13 protein-coding genes are annotated in these 17,586 nt (G+C 41.9%); 5 read left to right on the forward strand and 8 right to left on the reverse strand.

All coding sequences use genetic code 11. From position 1 onward, the window contains the following. Window positions 1-26: 26 nt before the first annotated feature. The 4 genes from astB (at window position 27) to F927_RS03990 (ending at window position 6,075) form a co-directional block, all read left to right on the forward strand. Entirely contained in the window at window positions 27-1,367 is a 1,341-nt protein-coding gene (gene astB, locus F927_RS03975; protein ID WP_004638272.1) for an N-succinylarginine dihydrolase, read from the forward strand. Between the two features lie 95 nt (window positions 1,368-1,462). Further along, complete coding sequence (gene astE / locus F927_RS03980) at window positions 1,463-2,437, forward strand: succinylglutamate desuccinylase (RefSeq protein ID WP_005081669.1); 975 nt, start codon at window positions 1,463-1,465, stop codon at window positions 2,435-2,437. A 175-nt stretch (window positions 2,438-2,612) separates the two neighbouring features. Next, window positions 2,613-4,103: an amino acid permease gene (locus F927_RS03985; RefSeq protein ID WP_005081671.1), complete on the forward strand. Its 1,491-nt coding sequence runs from the start codon at window positions 2,613-2,615 to the stop codon at window positions 4,101-4,103. A 271-nt stretch (window positions 4,104-4,374) separates the two neighbouring features. Next, window positions 4,375-6,075, forward strand: coding sequence for an NAD-dependent malic enzyme (locus F927_RS03990; protein WP_005081673.1), 1,701 nt, complete (start codon window positions 4,375-4,377; stop codon window positions 6,073-6,075). 73 nt (window positions 6,076-6,148) lie between these two features. On the opposite strand, the gene F927_RS03995 is transcribed toward F927_RS03990, so the two are convergent. Continuing rightward, window positions 6,149-6,964: an IclR family transcriptional regulator domain-containing protein gene (locus F927_RS03995; protein ID WP_005081675.1), complete on the reverse strand. Its 816-nt coding sequence runs from the start codon at window positions 6,962-6,964 to the stop codon at window positions 6,149-6,151. A gap of 140 nt (window positions 6,965-7,104) precedes the next feature. Here F927_RS03995 and pobA point away from each other — a divergent pair, with 140 nt between their 5' ends. Beyond that, entirely contained in the window at window positions 7,105-8,319 is a 1,215-nt protein-coding gene (gene pobA / locus F927_RS04000; protein WP_005081677.1) for a 4-hydroxybenzoate 3-monooxygenase, read from the forward strand. A 71-nt stretch (window positions 8,320-8,390) separates the two neighbouring features. Here pobA and F927_RS04005 read toward each other — a convergent pair whose 3' ends face one another. The 7 genes from F927_RS04005 to F927_RS04035 all read right to left on the reverse strand — a co-directional run bounded on the left by F927_RS04005 (window position 8,391) and on the right by F927_RS04035 (window position 17,492). After that, window positions 8,391-10,145, reverse strand: a complete 1,755-nt coding sequence (locus F927_RS04005) for a tannase/feruloyl esterase family alpha/beta hydrolase (RefSeq protein ID WP_005081678.1) — start codon at window positions 10,143-10,145, stop codon at window positions 8,391-8,393. A gap of 33 nt (window positions 10,146-10,178) precedes the next feature. Further along, window positions 10,179-10,568 (reverse strand): PaaI family thioesterase, encoded by a 390-nt coding sequence (locus tag F927_RS04010; protein ID WP_004638280.1) that lies wholly within the window; start codon window positions 10,566-10,568, stop codon window positions 10,179-10,181. Between the two features lie 77 nt (window positions 10,569-10,645). Then, window positions 10,646-11,896 carry an OprD family porin gene (locus F927_RS04015; RefSeq protein WP_005081681.1) on the reverse strand — a complete coding sequence of 417 codons (1,251 nt, stop codon included), beginning with the start codon at window positions 11,894-11,896 and terminating at the stop codon, window positions 10,646-10,648. Between the two features lie 82 nt (window positions 11,897-11,978). Next, window positions 11,979-13,118 carry an acyl-CoA dehydrogenase family protein gene (locus F927_RS04020; protein WP_005081682.1) on the reverse strand — a complete coding sequence of 380 codons (1,140 nt, stop codon included), beginning with the start codon at window positions 13,116-13,118 and terminating at the stop codon, window positions 11,979-11,981. Window positions 13,119-13,193: 75 nt separating this feature from the next. Then, window positions 13,194-15,080, reverse strand: a complete 1,887-nt coding sequence (locus tag F927_RS04025) for a feruloyl-CoA synthase (RefSeq protein ID WP_171057144.1) — start codon at window positions 15,078-15,080, stop codon at window positions 13,194-13,196. An 82-nt stretch (window positions 15,081-15,162) separates the two neighbouring features. After that, entirely contained in the window at window positions 15,163-16,614 is a 1,452-nt protein-coding gene (locus F927_RS04030; RefSeq protein WP_005081689.1) for an aldehyde dehydrogenase, read from the reverse strand. A gap of 38 nt (window positions 16,615-16,652) precedes the next feature. Next, entirely contained in the window at window positions 16,653-17,492 is an 840-nt protein-coding gene (locus tag F927_RS04035) for a p-hydroxycinnamoyl CoA hydratase/lyase (protein ID WP_171057148.1), read from the reverse strand. Window positions 17,493-17,586: the final 94 nt, after the last annotated feature.

Below are 17,586 nucleotides of genomic sequence, written 5' to 3' on the forward strand. Positions count from 1 at the left end.
CGTGCCGTGACGATAGGGAGAAAAAAATGTCAGGTTATGAAATCAATTTTGATGGTTTAGTTGGACCAACCCACCACTATGCAGGCTTATCTTTTGGTAATGTTGCATCGACCAAAAATCGCAATAACGCATCGAATCCGAAATTAGCTGCCAAGCAAGGCTTAAAGAAAATGAAAGCCCTTGCGGATTTAGGGCTTAAGCAAGGGGTGTTTGCACCACAAGAGCGTCCACATGTTCCAACCTTACGCCGTTTAGGTTTTACTGGTAGTGATATTGAGGTGATTGCACAAGCAATGCGAACAGCACCTGCATTGTTATCTTCACTCAGTTCAGCATCTTCTATGTGGACTGCAAACTCATGCACCGTGTCACCATCGGCTGATAGCGCGGATGGACGTGTACATTTTACAGCCGCAAATCTAAATAATAAGTTCCATCGCTCAATTGAGCATCATACGACAACGCGAATTCTTAAAGCGATGTTCGATAATGATATATATTTCGCGCATCATGAAGCCTTACCAGATGCAGCACTATTTGGTGATGAGGGTGCAGCCAATCATAACCGTCTAGGCGGTGGATATGAGCAAGCTGGCGTTCAAGTTTTTGTTTACGGACAGCAACAACTCGGTGGTACGGTTGCACCGAAGAAATTCCCTGCCCGTCAAACCCGTGAAGCGAGTGAGGCGATTGCACGTTTACATCGTTTAGATGCAAAACGGACGGTATTTATTCAACAGAATCCTGACGTGATTGATCAAGGTGTATTTCATAACGATGTGATTGCGGTCAGCAACCAACAGGTACTTTTCCATCATCAACATGCGTTTTTGAATCAAACACAAGCCTTGGATGAAATTCGCCAGAAAATGGCAGGGATTGAGCAAGAATTTATCTCGATCGAAGTCCCTGAAAACCGTGTGACTGTTGAGGATGCTGTTGCGACATATTTATTCAATAGCCAAATTTTGACACGCGCAGATGGTGGGATGAGTATCGTTGTGCCTGAAGAGTCCCGTCAAAACAAAGCGGTTTGGAGCTATTTGAATGACATGATTCAGATGGGCACGCCTATTGATGACATCAAGGTGTTTGATCTGCGTGAAAGTATGCGTAATGGCGGTGGACCAGCATGTTTGCGTTTACGTGTTGCGGTCAATCAAAAAGAGTTAGCAGCAGTTAATCCAAATTTATTTATGAATGACGACCTGTTTAAAACACTCAATCAATGGGTAGATCAACATTATCGTGATGAATTAACGCAGGATGATTTAGCAGATCCAAGTTTGTTGATTGAGAGTCGTACAGCATTAGATGAATTAACCAAAATTTTAGGTTTAGGGTCTGTTTATCACTTTCAACGCTAATCTTCGTAGTTAAAAGATTAATATGGATTTTCCTCAAATCCGAATGCTCACAATGGCATTGGATTTGAGGTGGTTAAACGAGGGAGTGATGGCATATGGTTGATCTACTAGAGTTGACTCTTGCGCAGCAAACACCTGAACACACTCAAGGTGAAACAGCTGAATTTACTTGGCAATGGCTAGGTGAAGGGGTGTTGGTCTGCACGCCTAAAACACACTATAACAAAGCCATCATACTGTCTGCTGGTGTGCATGGGAATGAAACGGCGCCCATTGAATTACTTGCAAAGATGATTCAAGACTTGTTTGCATGTCGTTTGCGTTTAGTAGAGCGGGTACTTTTTGTTTTTGGCAATACACAAGCGATTCGCAAAGGTGTGCGTTATTTGGAAAATGATATGAACCGCATGTTTTGTGGTGCTTATCAGCAATTAACGATGGATGATGAAACCCAACGGGCTGCACTGCTAGAGCAAGTCACAACGCAATTTTTTCAACAAAGCAATGTTGATGCCCAACGCTATCATTATGATTTGCATACGGCAATTCGAGCTTCATTACTTCCTGTCTTTGCTTTATTTCCTTATCAAACGCAACCTTACGATGATTTTCTGATTGAAAGTCTCAATGCTGCCGATCTTGATGCTTTGGTCTATCACAATGCTGTGGGTAAAACCTTCACACATTTTACCGCTACGCATTTTCAGGCCGCGAGCAGTACTTTGGAGTTGGGTAAGGCCAAGCCATTTGGTCAAAATAACTTAGCTGAGTTTTCAGCGATTGATCAAGTGCTTCGCGCTGTAATTACAGGTGGAGTTTTACCTACACGACAAAAAACAACCATTCGCCAATTTAAAGTTGTGGATTCAATTTTAAAGCAAAGTGAAAACTTCCAACTACAGCTCGATGCAGCTGCCCCTAATTTTTCTACCTTTCAAAAAGGCGATGTAATCGCGACGCAAGCGGTTGGAAATTATATTGCACATGATCAGCAGGTTTGGATTTTGTTTCCAAATCCGAATGTGAAAATAGGATTAAGGGCAGGGCTCATCCTCAAGGAAATGATGTAGATAAAACCAGTCTTAATATTTAAAGCGGTTCAAGGAAACGATGTACATGGAGTTTGAATATGGATATTCAGTAGAAACAAATTATTGAAAAATGAAGGATTCTCTCAATCATCTTTTTTAAAAATCGAAACAGCAAGGACAAGTTGTCATAAGAATACAATTGGAGTAATTGTGTATGAGTAATAACAATGAGAAGACATTTCTGACAGGAGATGTCTTGAGTGGGGACTATGCACCCCAGCAAGAGTCATCTCAGCAATCGAATGTTTCATCATCTGGTGTGGTGGTTGGACAACCATTAAAACGAGCTATGACCAAGCGTCATTTGGTGATGCTCTCATTAGGTGGCGCGATTGGAACAGGACTGTTTCTTGGATCGGGAGATGTCATTTCTCAAGCTGGGCCGTTTGGGGCTGTTTTAGCTTACTTACTCGGTGGTGTTATTGCCTATATGGTGATGTTATGTCTCGGAGAGTTGGCTGTACACATGCCTGTTTCTGGGGCTTTTGGTGAATACGCTCGTACCTATATTGGTCCAGGTACGGGCTATATGGTGACTTGGTTGTATTGGCTAACGTGGACAGCCACCCTCGGTACAGAATTTACTGCCGCGGCATTGCTTATGCAGGAATGGTTTCCTTCGGTTTCGATGTGGATATGGACATTAATATTTGCAGGTTTAGTTTTTTCTCTCAATGTGAGTTCGACTCGTTTTTTTGCTGAGTCAGAGTTTTGGTTATCACTTGTTAAAGTGTTGACGATTATTTGCTTTATTGGTTTAGGGCTTGTGGCGATCTTTGGTTTTATTCCTTATCAAGGTCATGAATCAGCGCCATTGTTTAGTAAATTGACAGAACATGGTTGGTTCCCTCAAGGTATTTTCCCAATTTTTGCCACGATGCTGATCGTTAATTTTGCCTTTTCCGGCACTGAGTTGATTGGTGTGGCTGCAGGTGAAGCAGAAGATCCAGCCAAAACTGTACCGAAAGCAATCAATGCTGCGATTTGGCGCTTACTGATTTTCTTTGTGGGTACGATTGTGGTGATTTGTGCCTTACTTCCATTTGAAATGGCCGGTCTCAATGCCAGTGGTATTAGTAGCAGCCCATTTGTGACGGTATTTAATTTTATTGGGATTCCGTATGCAGAAGATATTATTCGTTTTGTGATTATTACCGCATTACTCTCTGCAGCAAACTCAGGGTTATTTGCAGCATCTCGTATGATGTGGTCGCTCTCCATTCAAAAACAATTACCTAAAGTGTTTTCTACGCTCACTGCTTCGGGTACACCGATTATTGCGATTGTAGTCACCATGTTTGGTGCAATTCCTGGACTATTATCAGAGCATTTCGCACCAGAAACGATTTTTAAGAACTTGTTGGGTGTCGCTGCATTTACCATGGTAGTGGTGTGGATTACGATTTGTGTTAGCCAGTTTAACTTCCGTAGACAATGGATCAAATCAGGTAAAACCGTTAAGGATCTGAAATTTGCTGCGCCATTGTTTCCTTTGACACCGATTTTAGGTGGCGTATTCTGCGTGATTACCTGCTTGAGTATGGTGGCTGATCCATCAATGCAAGTTGGTTTTGTCTGCTGTCTATTATTCATCATTGCATGTTATGCAAGTTACTATTTCTTTTATAAGGATAAATTGTCTTAAATGACACCATTATACTGAAGTACGTATACGTGAGATAAGATTTTAACGTATGCGTACTTTGAGTATGGGGCTCTTGTATCATTGTAACCTCATTTCAGTCTTTATTTTGTCATACTATTTAGCCTCTAAATAATGATGCATTTTATATACAACCAGATAAATACAGTTTCAGAGCTTGATTAGTGTAAATTATTACAAGGCCAAAGTTCAGTGATGGATGGACTTGAGCAATGAAGATTAGATATTTGACGGTGAAGTGAACGAGTACGGTATGACAGTAAATCCAATTAAAATCAAAAAACCTTTGTATATCCCTTATGCTGGAAACGCGCTTTTAGAATTACCTTTGTTAAATAAAGGTTCTGCTTTTACTGAAGACGAACGTGAACGATTCAATTTACATGGTTTGATCCCTAACAATATTGAAAATATTGAAGAACAGACACAGCGTTCGTATCAGCAGTATTTATCTTTTGGTAGTGACTTAAATAAGCATATTTATTTAAGAAACATCCAAGATACCAACGAAACGCTTTTTTATAATTTATTAAGTCAGCATTTAGATGAAATGTTGCCCATTATCTATACCCCTACTGTAGGTGAGGCTTGTCAACGCTTCTCTGATATTTATCGTCGTCATCGCGGTATTTTTATTTCTTATGGTGAGAAAGAGTATATCGATCAAATTATCCATAATGTGAATAAGCGTAATGTTAAAGTTATCGTGATCACGGATGGTGAGCGTATTCTCGGTTTGGGGGATCAAGGGATCGGCGGTATGGGGATTCCGATTGGAAAGCTGTCGCTATATACAGCATGTGGTGGGATTAGTCCTGCCTATACATTGCCGATCACTATTGATGTGGGAACCAATAACCAAGCATTATTAAATGATCCGATTTATATGGGGTTGAAGAGTCCGCGGATTACAGGTGAGGAATATTACCAGTTTGTAGAAAAAATTATTTCTGCAATTCGTAAACGCTGGCCTAATGTGCTTATCCAGTTTGAAGATTTTGCGCAACATAATGCGATGCCTTTACTTAATCAGTATCGTGACAGGATTTGTTGCTTTAATGACGATATTCAAGGTACGGCAGCAGTCACCGTTGCGACACTGATTGCAGCTTCACGTGCACAAGGTAAACAACTTAAAGATCAGACTATTACCTTTGTCGGTGCAGGTTCAGCAGGTTGTGGTATTGCTGAGCATATTGTACGACAAATGATCGATGAAGGCTTAAGCGATCATGAGGCGCGTTCACGTATCTTCATGGTGGATCGCTTTGGTTTAATGACTGACCAACAAGCAAATTTATTAGATTTCCAGAAAAAATTGGCAACCCCAGTCGCTGCGATTCAATCATGGGAAGGGTTGAGTGACAATATTGCCTTGTTGGATGTGGTGAAGAATGCCAAACCGAGCATTTTGATTGGCGTATCTGGACAGGCTGGATTATTTAGCGAAGAAGTGATTAAGACTTTAGCTAAATATTATAAGCATCCAATTATCTTGCCATTGTCGAATCCAACCTCCCAAGTTGAGGCGCAACCTAAAGATATCATTGAATGGACACAAGGTTCAGCGATTGTAGCAACAGGTAGTCCGTTTGCTCCCGTGCATTATGAAGGCAAACCTTATTCGATTGCACAATGCAATAACTCATATATTTTCCCTGGGATTGGACTGGGTGTGCTCGCTTGTGGAGCGACACATATTAGTGACTCAATGTTAATGGCAGCCAGTACCGCTCTGGCAGATTGTTCTCCTCGATTGAAAAATCCAGCAGCTGATTTGTTGCCAAATATCAATGATATTCAACAGGTTTCAAAGTTTATCGCCTTTAAAGTAGCAAAAGCAGCGATGGCAGATGGCTTGGCTGTTCCGATGAGTAATGATCTACTCAAGACGGTGATCGATGATAACTTCTGGACACCTGAATATCGTCATTATCGTCGGGTAACCTTCTAATCCCTTTTTTAAATAGAAGTGGCCTCCGAAGTGGAGGTCATTTTTTTGGGGAAAATGATCTCTTTTCCGTAATCTAAACAATACTTCTCAACTCATTCGCCGTGTTATGCAATAGCGGGAGGACGTGTTGAATTAAATAATCTTCTTGGACGCGATTGGTCTGTGACATGCAGTTTAATGCTGCAATTGCTTGACCTTGAGCATTGAGAACAGGGACAGCAATCGCGATCACGCCGAGCTCATGTTCTTCTTTGGACAAACAATAATCTGAGCTTGCAATGTGTTGTAAACGTTCCAAGAATGCAGTTTCATTTGTTTCTGTGAATGCAGTTAAACGTTTTAATCCATGTTTCTGTATCCAAAGTTTTTGCTGTTCTTGTGATAAAGCTGCTAATAAAACCTTACCTGTCGATGTGGCATGTGCGGGCAAACGATGACCAAGATGCATTCCAAATGGGCTGACTCTGAGATTATCTTGCTGAGGTAAATAACTACGTGCGATGGGAACAACCTCATTTTCATCCAAAACAACGATGGAAAAAGTGAGTGTTGTTTGTGCACATAAGAGATTTAGAAAAGACTGAGTAATTTTGGGTAAATGTGCGGAGCTTAAATATGAACTTGAAAAGCGTAAGACTCGATGCGTAAGCCAGTAATAATGCTCATCAGTTTCTAAATAGCCAAGATATTTTAACGTCTTCAAATACCGTCTTGCTGCTGTACGGCTAATCCCTGTACGTTCAGCGACCTGTGTGACATTTAAGCGTTGGCGGTCTACACCAAAAGCTTCTAATAAACTTAGTCCTTTACCTAAACCTGCAATGTAGTCTTCTTGCCGAATTTGTTCATTTAAATAGGGATGCTGCAAATAATCATCTGGGTGAGGCATTTGAACTTCCTTGTTCTAGATCAGTTTTGTCCGAATATCGGACATACATAATGATATGCGGTTAATTTTGATTTTCATATATAGATGTCGTACCACGCAAGCAGTAATTTAAAAGCTAAGGAATTTGCAAGGATGTGGTTATGGAAATCGTTAAAACGAAAGTTGCAATTATTGGTTCTGGACCTGCGGGTTTATTACTTGGACAGCTTTTATATAAAGCGGGTATTGATCATGTGATCATTGAACAGCGCAGTGCTGAGTATGTTGCATCTCGTATTCGTGCAGGTATTTTAGAGCAAGTATCTGTTGATTTATTAGAACAAGCTGGTGTCGATCAGAACTTAAAGACAAAAGGATTACCACACTCAGGTATTGAGATTTTAACCAATGGAAAAAAACATCGTGTTGATTTGTCTTCATTGACTGAGGGAAAACAAGTCACGGTCTATGGTCAAACAGAAGTGACCAAAGATTTAATGCAAGCACGTGAACATGCTGAATTAACCTCATTTTATGAGGCGGAACAAGTACAAGTTGATGACTTCTACAATGAACCTAAAGTCACGTTCCATTACCACGGAAAAGACTATCAAATAGAATGTGACTTCATTGCAGGTTGTGATGGCTATCATGGTGTTTGTCGTGCCAGTGTGCCAGTAGATAAAATTAAGACCTTTGAAAAAGTGTATCCATTTGGCTGGCTGGGCGTTTTAGCCGATGTACCCCCAGTTGCGGATGAGCTGATATATGTGCAATCTGAACGCGGTTTTGCTTTGTGTAGTATGCGTTCTGAAACACGTAGCCGTTACTACTTACAAGTACCACTGACAGATCATGTTGAGGATTGGTCTGATGAGCGATTTTGGGAAGAGTTGAAACGCCGTTTAGATCCTGTAAGTCGTGAAAAGCTAGTGACTGGTATATCCATTGAGAAAAGTATTGCACCATTACGTAGTTTTGTGACAGAACCAATGCGTTTTGGCCAACTTTTCTTAGCCGGCGATGCTGCACACATTGTACCTCCTACCGGCGCTAAAGGATTAAATCTGGCTGCTTCAGATATTGCTTATTTATCGAGTGCATTGGTCGAGTATTATCATGAAGGTTCGGAGCAAGGGATCAATGAATACTCTGAAAAATGTTTGCAACGAGTGTGGAAAGCAGAACGATTTTCTTGGTGGATGACCCATCTATTGCATCGTTTTGAAACCGAAAGTGAGTTCGACCATAAAATTAAACAGGCTGAATTAAGCTACATATTAACTTCTCAGGCAGGACAGACCACGTTGGCAGAAAATTATGTCGGCTTGCCGTACGAAATTAAACCTTTGAATCATCTTCAGCCAGTAGGGTAGTTATTAAGCTATAAAGAGAGCATTCACACTCTCTTTATATTTTTTATTCAAGACTAAAACTTAAATCAGTTTTATGGTTTACAACTAAAGTTTTCGGCTTTTTCGCTATCACCTTGACCATTGTAGCGAGCAATCAGTGGGTAAGGACAAAGTGGACGAGTACGATCAGGTGCCCAGTCTGGCGGAAGTTCAGTATTCACTTGACCACTTGGGTTACCTGTGCCGCGTGCAGTCGCAATAATTTTGTCAGGTGCTTGGCCATATTCAACCCAGTTGACTAAAGCCGTCAATGCATCAAATTGGTCCGTCGCTATGCCATCACGGGTATGGTTCATGCCCGGAATTCTAAAGAAACGTGCAAATTCATGTGCTGTACCTTTTGCATTATTTTTATAGCGTTGGAGTAGTTGATCGTACCAATTTTGGGTGTCATCCACAGAGAAAACACCGTCTGCTGTGCCTTGCACCACAATCATTTTTCCACCGTGATTTCGGAGTTTATCCAGATTAAGTTCATCGGGTGGCATCATGAATGACATCGCACTTTCAGTGTACACCTCATTGATTGCCGATAGTTTTGGATAGTCGGTATCAAAATTATAATTGAAAGCAAATTGTCTAGAGTTTTGAGTCACAGTTGGGTTTGGTGGAACCTGAAAAATAATACCGACGGCAACTGGGTCACGCGCTGTTCCCACCGAAGATTCAAATTTCCAGCTTGCCCAGTTACTGTCGACTAAACCGGGGTCGAAAGGCTGGGTTGCATAGAGGGCTTGTCCGGCCGAATTTATAGGACCACGGTAAATATTGGCGAATACATCAATTTGTTCGGTACTTAAACAAGTACCATCTCGTGTGCTTGAGCAAACGGGTACATCTTTGTGAATATCAAAAGCCGTACGGCAAGCCTCGACATCTTGAACCAAGCCATCTGCAACACCGTCTAAGGCATCGCATCGATCTAAAATTGCTTTTGCTAATACTTTGCGCTCTAAAAAGGTAAGAGCGGTACTTAGGTCATTTTCATCTGTTGCAACACGACGAAGCTGCTGCGCTGTATAGAGTTGAGCTGCGGCTGCACGAGGTAAATGAAAACCCGGTGTGCTTGCTAAAATTCCATCATATTGATCGCCTAAACGAGTTGCGGCAATCATGGCATGACGCCCGCCATTAGATGTACCGCCTGCATAGGAGCGGTCTGGAAATTTACCATATGCTGTTTTAATTAGATTTTTTGCCATAGGTGTAAGCTTGGTAATCGCACCGTAGCCGTAGTTAATTCTTGCTTCTGGATCTAAACCAAACATTGGATTTTGTGAGGCATTATGTCCAGCGTCGGAAGAAATAACTGCGAAACCATCATGTAGCGCATTGGTGAGTGGACCACCGCTGCCAACCTGACCCGTTGCAGGCACAAGATTACCATCAGTTCCACCATTGCCTTGATAGAGAAAACGGCCATTCCAATCAACAGGTAGACGCATTTCAAAACCAATTTGATAGGTTTGTCCATCGACACGGCTTACCCGTTGATCCATATAACCTTGGACCAAGCAATGAGCACCAATCGGTTTGTTGGCGACAGTCAATGTACCTTCCTCTTGACGCGTAGCTGAGCTAATGACCGTATTGTTGTACTGAAATCCGAGTAAGTCTGAACAGCTTCCTGTTATTTTTGCACCCACAGCTGGGGACAGCTGCGGTGGCTTGATTGTTGAGTGCGTTGATGTGTCATCACTATCACTTTCACAGCCTGCCAAAGCACCAAGTATGGCGAGTACTAAAGCGGAGTAGGTCAAAATTCGTTTATTGTTAGAGTCATTCATTTATTCATATCCTTATTGAATGAATGGTTGCAATTAATCTAAAACCATAAAATTAGCGGTACTTCGTGCAATCATTTTGTGGTTTTGCCAAGCTTCACTTTCGAGATTCAGTACGGTTTTGCCTTGTTTGATGAATCGGCATTTTGTAATGACTTCGCCCACAGCGCAGGGTCTTAAAAAATCCATCGTTAAGTTGATGGTGGTGGCGGGTTTATGATCATTGGCGAGATATGCAAAAAGTCCCATCACGTCATCAAGCATGGCGCAGATCATGCCGCCTTCAATGGTGCCGCGTGGATTGGTAAAGCTTTCGAGGGCTGTATAATGGATGGTGAGTTCATTGTTTTTGTCATTCCAATGCAGATTATGTCCGCCTAAATGGTGATGGATGGGCGGCAAGTGTTCTAAAGTTTTCTGATCCATAATATGATTCCATGCTTCATGATGAATTTTCCTCAATAAAAAGAGGCTCTATGCATGACAGAACCTCTGGTTTTGAATTATTTAAACTTCCATGTGTAATCAATGTTGAAACGGGTTTCATTTGAAGGTTTGATGTTAGCAGTGGAAAGCATATTGTTGTCATAAATGGCGTAGCGCGCGCGTAACCCTAGATTTTTTAACCAGCCACTTTGAACGGTGTAACCTAAATCAAAGTCTGTTTCTCGTTCCTTTAGATTGGTTCCACCCAAGTTGGGTGCATAAATATTGTGACCTGTAGTGTAACGGGTCATAAAACGTAGACCTGGTACATAATCTTTAAAGTCATATTCATAGCGGAAGCTGTAGACTTTCTCTTTTGGGTTTAAAAACTCTCCCGGCCATGTATCGATGAGTAGTCCAGTTTCTCCGCCCGTCAAATACGGAAAGGCAGTCTCGCCTTGATGTTGAAAGCTTCCAACAATAAATTTATGGTTTTGATGTTTGAGTTCGAAATACGCATGATAAAGATCATTATCAACTAAACCTGCTTTTGCCTGTCCATCATCGCGGCTACGGTAATAGCGTAATTGCGAACTAAGATCGGTGGTGTCATTAATTTTGAATTGATGTGAAACCCCAAACATCACTTGGTTATAAAGATCGTCAACATCCATATAGAACGCTGTGAGTTTGAAGGCGGGATTAAATTGATAATTTCCCCCTAAATAATATAGACCGTCAGTTTCAGCACTTTTAAATCGTCCATTCACCCCTGAAATTTTCATTTTTTCATGATCGGTGGAATCACGATGGTTGACCCGATTGATATAAGCCGCTTGTAAGTCAAAATCTTGAAGATCCTTTGATTCAATTGAGATACCACGGTAGGTCTGTGGCAATAAACGGGCAGGTGAGGCAACTAGAACAGGGTTCATCGGTCTTAAGGTACCGACTTTAAGTTCAGTTTGGCTCATTTTCGCTTTTGCTGTGACACCAATTTGCCCGTAAGAGTCAGCAGGTTCATTGGTGACCGTATTTCTAAGTAAATTGCCTGTACCTGCATGTTCGGCATCGGCATCGAGTTTAAAGCCTGCTGTTGCAAGAATGTCTAGCCCAAAACCAATGGTTCCCTCGGTGTAGCCCGAGTTTGCTTTGAGAATAAATCCTTGTGTCCAATCTTTTGCGGCAGGATATTTTGACTCTTTTTGATAGTCACGATCGAAATAAAAATTTCGTGTGGTGAGTTCTACTGAACTGTTATCAATGAAGTCGCCTGCATAGACTGAACTCGTAAGCATTAGGGTGGAGTAGATCCATAATTTCGACATGGTATTTCTTCCTGAAAATAGTATTGTTGTTTTCAAACCAGACTTGATTGTTCTGTCTGCCTTGTTTCGCTTCTAAATCGAATTATTTTCCGAGTAGTTTACGGGCAACGATTTCTTTCATAATCTCGTTGGTTCCTCCATAAATTTTTTGTACCCGCGCATCCACAAAAAAGCGTGAAATCGGATATTCCTGCATATAACCGTAGCCACCAAAAAGCTGAAGTAATTGATCAATCACTTCACATTGAGCATCGGTAATAAAGCATTTCAATGCGGCAACTTGAGTGACACTTAACTGGTGTTGTTGATACAGTGCGGCGCATTGATCTACAAAAGCTTGGGCAGCTTTTGCTTTTATTTGCGCGTTTGCGAGCACAAAGCGCGTGTTTTGCATTTGACTTAACGGTTCTCCAAAAGCTTTACGCTCCAGTACATAGTCTTTGGTGAGTTCGATGGCGCCTAAAATTGATCCCAAAGCCATCATAGAAATGCTCAAACGTTCACGAGGTAACTCTTGCATTAAATAAGCAAAGCCTTGTCCTTCTTCACCTAAACGTTGACTTGCAGGCACATAAACATCATCAAAAAACAGTTCAGCTGTATCTTGAGCATGGAGCCCGATTTTTTGTAAAGAGCGACCTTTTTTAACACCGTCTAAAGTGGCATCGACTAATAAAATTGAAATACCTTTTGCTTTGGCTTGAGGATCAGTTTTCGCCACCAGAACGATCAGATCGGCATGCAAACCATTTGAAATAAACGTTTTTGAACCATTAATACGGTAATGATCATTTTCTAAAATGGCTTGAGTGCGTATAGCCTGTAAGTCTGAACCCGCATTCGCTTCGGTCATGGCAATTGCAGTGACGACTTCACCTGTCACCATTTTTGGTAGCCAATAACGTTTTTGTTCTTCAGTTCCAATATTTTGCAGGTAAGGAGAGACCAGCTCATTTTGCCCGCCAATGGCAACTGCCAAAGATGCAAAGCCCGCTTGAGCCGTTTCTTGAACCAGCATGAGGGAGTAATGAACAGGAGCACCATAGCCGCCATATTCCTCGGGTACATCGACGCACAAAAAGCCATTTTTCCCAAGACGAAGCCATAGATCACGCGGGATGAGGCCATCGTGTTCCCACTGTTCGTAATACGGAGCAACCTGTTCTCTTAAGAACCTGCGATAGCTGTCTCGAAATAGTTCAAATTCTGTATCGTGTGGCATGTTGAACCTTTTTTTAGGCAAAAGTGAGGCTAAGGCCCAAACCGAAGTTTGAGCTTCCTTTTTTATTTCAATTGCTTATTGCTTTAAGGTGGGTACCCGAATAATCAGTGGGTTTTCGGCCTGTTTTTGATAAAGTTCATCAATTAAAGCAGCACGACGCTTGGTAATATTGCCTTGATTGAGGTTGCCTTTATCGGTCACTTCACCTGCATCGAGTTGAGGTGGCTCGGTCATTAAATAAAGCATTGAGACTGTATTTGAGCTACCGGTCGCATCTTTATTAAAGGTGGTTAAAAATTGGCGGAACCATTGCTGGACTTTAGGATGCTGTAGTATCTCTGCTGCAGAATGTTCGCCCAGCTTAAGGCCAGCTTGTTGAGCACAAGCATCTAGTTTTGGAAAAATCAAAAAGCCAACCGCATTTAGGTTTGAACCTGTAATACAAACATCTTGAACCAGTAAATTACCTTGAATGAGTACTTTGTTGCGTAGAGTGCCCACATTGACAAAAGTACCCGTATTGAGTTTAAAGTCTTCGGCAATTCGTCCGTCGTACATCAGACCTTTAGTTGGATCATTCACATCGACTAAACGAACGGCATCACCAGTATGGAAAAAGCCTTCATCATCAAACACAGTGCTTTGTTGGTCTGCTTTTAAACGCCAATAGCCTTTCATGACATGTTTGCCACGAACGCAAAACTCAAGTTTGTCACCACATGGCACCAGCTTAATTTCACAACCTGGAGCAGGGTAGCCAATAAAGCCGGCCATCACGCGTGGGCCAGTGGTAAAAGCGCAAGAAGGAGCAGTTTCAGTCATGCCCAGTCCACTCATGATGCGAATTTTTTCTCCGCAATGTTGCTGAGCAATTTTATCGAGTCTGTTCCAGCCCGCTTCGGAAAGCGCTGCACCTGCAAAGAATAGAATTTTAACTTTGGCAAAAAAGCGGTCTCTTAATTCTTCATCTTTTTCTAACGCTTCGGTGAGTTCTTCCCAACCTTTTGGCACATTTAAATAAACAGTTGGAGAAATTTCTTTGAGGTTACGAATGGTTTCGTCAAATTTTCCTGCAACGGGTTTGCCGTCATCAATGTAAATGGTACCGCCGTTATAGAGTGCGATGCCGACATTATGACTGCCGCCAAAAGTATGGTGCCAAGACAGCCAGTCGAGTAGGACAGGTGGGGTTTCTTCAAATTCAGGGAAAGTCTGCAATAGCATTTGCTGATTTACGCACAACATTAAATGCGTGGTCGGTACAGCTTTAGGCAATTTGGTTGAACCCGAGGTAAATAAGAATTTGGCAATTTGGTTTTCATCAAGGGTTTGATAAAACTCTTGAACGTTTGAAACAGACGTATCTAATAGCGATTGAAAAGATGTGCAGATCTGACCGCCCACAATCCCTTTATTGGTCACCACTTCAATCTCAGGCGTAATACATGCCTGAATCGCTTTGGCAAAGGCTTGTCCATCGCTGGCATAGACCATACCAGGTGTAAGCACTTCAAACACATGTTTAAGTTTGCCAAAGTCTTGAGAAATAAGAGAGTAGGCAGGGGAAATAGCCGAGAAAGGCACACCCGCCAGCATGGCACCCATAGAGAGTGTTAAATGTTCGAGATCATTACCACTTAAAATGACCAGTGGTCTTTCTTGACTTAAATTACGATCATGTAATGCTTGAGCAATGTGCCATGCACGTTGTAGAACTTCTGCATAACTCAGTTTGACCCATTCACCTTGAGCATTGCGTTTTGCCGCAAAAATATGGTCTGGTTTGGTTTGGGCAAAATGAATTAACCGATCTGTCAGTTTTTGTGGATACAGTTTTAATTGCTCTTTTGGGCTGATATAGAGCGTGTCATCTTTATGCTGATAATGAATATCATGTTGCCCTAATTTTACGAACCGTTCGCGGTCTTGTGATTGAGTGGCATTCATTTGCATTTCTTTCACTCCATGGAAAGCGCATCACTGCGCTTTATTTTTTTGCATCATGCAATTTTTATTTAATATGTCGTTTTCCGCATTAGTCCGATTAAATCGGGTAATGACGTGATTGAGTTTGAATCGTAATCCAGCGTAAATCGGTAAATTCGGCAACAGAGACTTTACTACCAAAACGTCCGTAACCACTCGATTTTGTTCCACCAAATGGCATTTGAGCTTCGTCATGTACGGTTGCGCCGTTAATGTGACAAATACCCGAATCAATTTGTTGAGCCACTTCCAGTGCTTGTGAAATATTTTGACTAAACACTGCCGAAGAAAGGCCGAACTCGCTGTCATTTGCCAGTACTACGCCTTCTTCAATGCTTGAAAAACGTTGAACTGTGCATACAGGTCCAAATGATTCTTCGCGGTAAAGCAGCATGTCAGGTTTAATATTGAGTACCAGCGTCGGTTGCATGGTGGTGTCTTCAATATGAATACCTAAAGGTAAGTCAGCACCTTTGTTTTGAGCATCTTCCAACAAATGCTGAATACGGTTTGCAGCGCGGCGACTTTCTAAAACACCGAGTACATTGTCTTTTGAGGTTGGATTACCTGCTCGAATAGAGCGAGTTTTTTCAATCAGTTTTTCAATAAATTGGTCGGCAATTTTGTCTTGAACCAAAACACGTTCGGTCGACATACAAATTTGCCCCTGATTAAAGAATGCGCCAAAAGCAACAGCATTTATGGCTTCATTAATGTCTGCGTCATTTAAAACCACGACAGGGGCCTTACCACCCAATTCAAGTAAAACAGGTTTTAAATATTTAGCCGCAGTCTCGGCAATAATTTTTCCGACTTTGGTTGAACCGGTAAAATTAATGCGCTTCACCGCTGGATGAGACACTAAACGCTCCACAATTTGTGGTGCATCTTCGGCGGCATGCGTAATCACATTCACGACACCTTCACCCAAACCTGCTTCATGTAACACTTCACCAATCAAACGTTGGGTTGCTGGACAAGCCTCCGATGCTTTTAATACAACGGTGTTGCCACAAGCCAAAGGCATAGCAAGCGCACGTGTTGCCAAAATGACAGGGGCGTTCCAAGGTGCAATTCCTACAATCACACCACAAGGAACCCGCACACCCATTGCAAGATTGCCCGGCACATCTGACGGAATCAGACTTCCGTCAATTTGTGTGGTCATGGCTGCGGCCTCACGTAACATGTTGGCAGCAAGATGAACGTTAAACCCATACCATGTGGCAGTAGAACCTGTTTCTTGCATTCCGATTTGAATGAATTGTTCGGTCTTTTGATCCATTAAGTCGGCTGCTTTTAATAAGCGTAAACGGCGTTCAGTAGGCGAGAGTTTCGACCATACTTTGAAAGCTTGTTGCGCCGAATCGATTGCACGATCAACATCTTCCAATGTTGCAGCAGCGGCTTTGCTCGCTACCGATCCATCAATTGGGCTAATACGCTCAAAAGTTGCCTGATTTGATGCATCAACAGATTGACCGTGAATAAGTAACTGTACATTTTGCATGGGTTGTGTCCTTACATTGCCATTAGAAAAATCAAGAGTTAACCAGTACGCTTGTAACTTTGTAAACCAGGTTTAATTGATTTTTCATCTAAAAATTGTTTCAGGCCTTGTTGACGACCATTTTCGGTATCGCGGTGGATACATTGATCGAGCTTGGCATATAAGTAATCTTCGTTTTGATCCCAAGTCAGTTCACGACAACGCTTAAAGCCATTTTTAGCGGTTCGAAGTACCACAGGATTTTTCTCAAGTAAGCAATTTGCAAGCTCGGTAACTTCGGCTTTTAGCTCAGCAAGAGGGACGCTTTTATTCACTAATCCCATCGTTTCAGCATCTTTACCACCAAATGTTTTACCCGTCATGATGTAGTACAAAGATGCGCGATGCCCTACGGTATCAGCCATTGCTTTGCTGACAAGGTTGCCCGGTGGGATACCCCAGTTAATTTCAGATAAACCGAAGGTCGCTTCATCTGCTGCAATCGCAAGATCACAAGCGACTAAAGGTGAGAAACCGCCTCCAAAACACCAGCCGTTGACCATGGCAATGGTTGGTTTTGAATACATGCGAAGAAGTTGCCACTGCCAACGACATGAGTCACGGCGAATGCGTTCTTGAAAAATCTCAGGTTGAGTATCAACTTCACGGAAATATTCTTTCAAATCCATCCCTGCTGTCCAAGAGTCTCCAGCACCTGTGAGTACCAGAACTTTAGCATCTTGATCAAGCTCGAGAGTCTCAAGCACATCAATCATTTCACGGTTGAGAGTAGGGCTCATGGCATTCTTTTTTTCTGGGCGATTAAACATAACCCATGCAATTCCATTTTCAATATTAACTTCTACGGTTTCCCAACGATTTTCGTATGTCATGGTTATACTCCTTGAAATGACATTTGCGTGTTCTGTGATTTAATTTAATATCAGTTAAACTTACATTCAAGTCTTTTTTGATATTTTGGTTAAATATTTT

The organism is Acinetobacter haemolyticus CIP 64.3 = MTCC 9819 (assembly GCF_000369065.1).
GTDB lineage: Bacteria > Pseudomonadota > Gammaproteobacteria > Pseudomonadales > Moraxellaceae > Acinetobacter > Acinetobacter haemolyticus.

What these genes read in the sequence shown, in the direction of transcription:
- F927_RS04010 (WP_004638280.1), bottom strand. Translation starts at nt 10,568, where the DNA reads ATGGATCAGAAAACTTTAGAACACTTGCCGCCCATCCATCACCATTTA.
- pobA (WP_005081677.1), top strand. Translation starts at nt 7,105, where the DNA reads ATGGAAATCGTTAAAACGAAAGTTGCAATTATTGGTTCTGGACCTGCG.
- F927_RS04005 (WP_005081678.1), bottom strand. Translation starts at nt 10,145, where the DNA reads ATGAATGACTCTAACAATAAACGAATTTTGACCTACTCCGCTTTAGTA.
- F927_RS04030 (WP_005081689.1), bottom strand. Translation starts at nt 16,614, where the DNA reads ATGCAAAATGTACAGTTACTTATTCACGGTCAATCTGTTGATGCATCA.
- F927_RS03985 (WP_005081671.1), top strand. Translation starts at nt 2,613, where the DNA reads ATGAGTAATAACAATGAGAAGACATTTCTGACAGGAGATGTCTTGAGT.
- F927_RS03995 (WP_005081675.1), bottom strand. Translation starts at nt 6,964, where the DNA reads ATGCCTCACCCAGATGATTATTTGCAGCATCCCTATTTAAATGAACAA.
- F927_RS04015 (WP_005081681.1), bottom strand. Translation starts at nt 11,896, where the DNA reads ATGTCGAAATTATGGATCTACTCCACCCTAATGCTTACGAGTTCAGTC.
- F927_RS04020 (WP_005081682.1), bottom strand. Translation starts at nt 13,118, where the DNA reads ATGCCACACGATACAGAATTTGAACTATTTCGAGACAGCTATCGCAGG.
- astB (WP_004638272.1), top strand. Translation starts at nt 27, where the DNA reads ATGTCAGGTTATGAAATCAATTTTGATGGTTTAGTTGGACCAACCCAC.
- F927_RS03990 (WP_005081673.1), top strand. Translation starts at nt 4,375, where the DNA reads ATGACAGTAAATCCAATTAAAATCAAAAAACCTTTGTATATCCCTTAT.
- astE (WP_005081669.1), top strand. Translation starts at nt 1,463, where the DNA reads ATGGTTGATCTACTAGAGTTGACTCTTGCGCAGCAAACACCTGAACAC.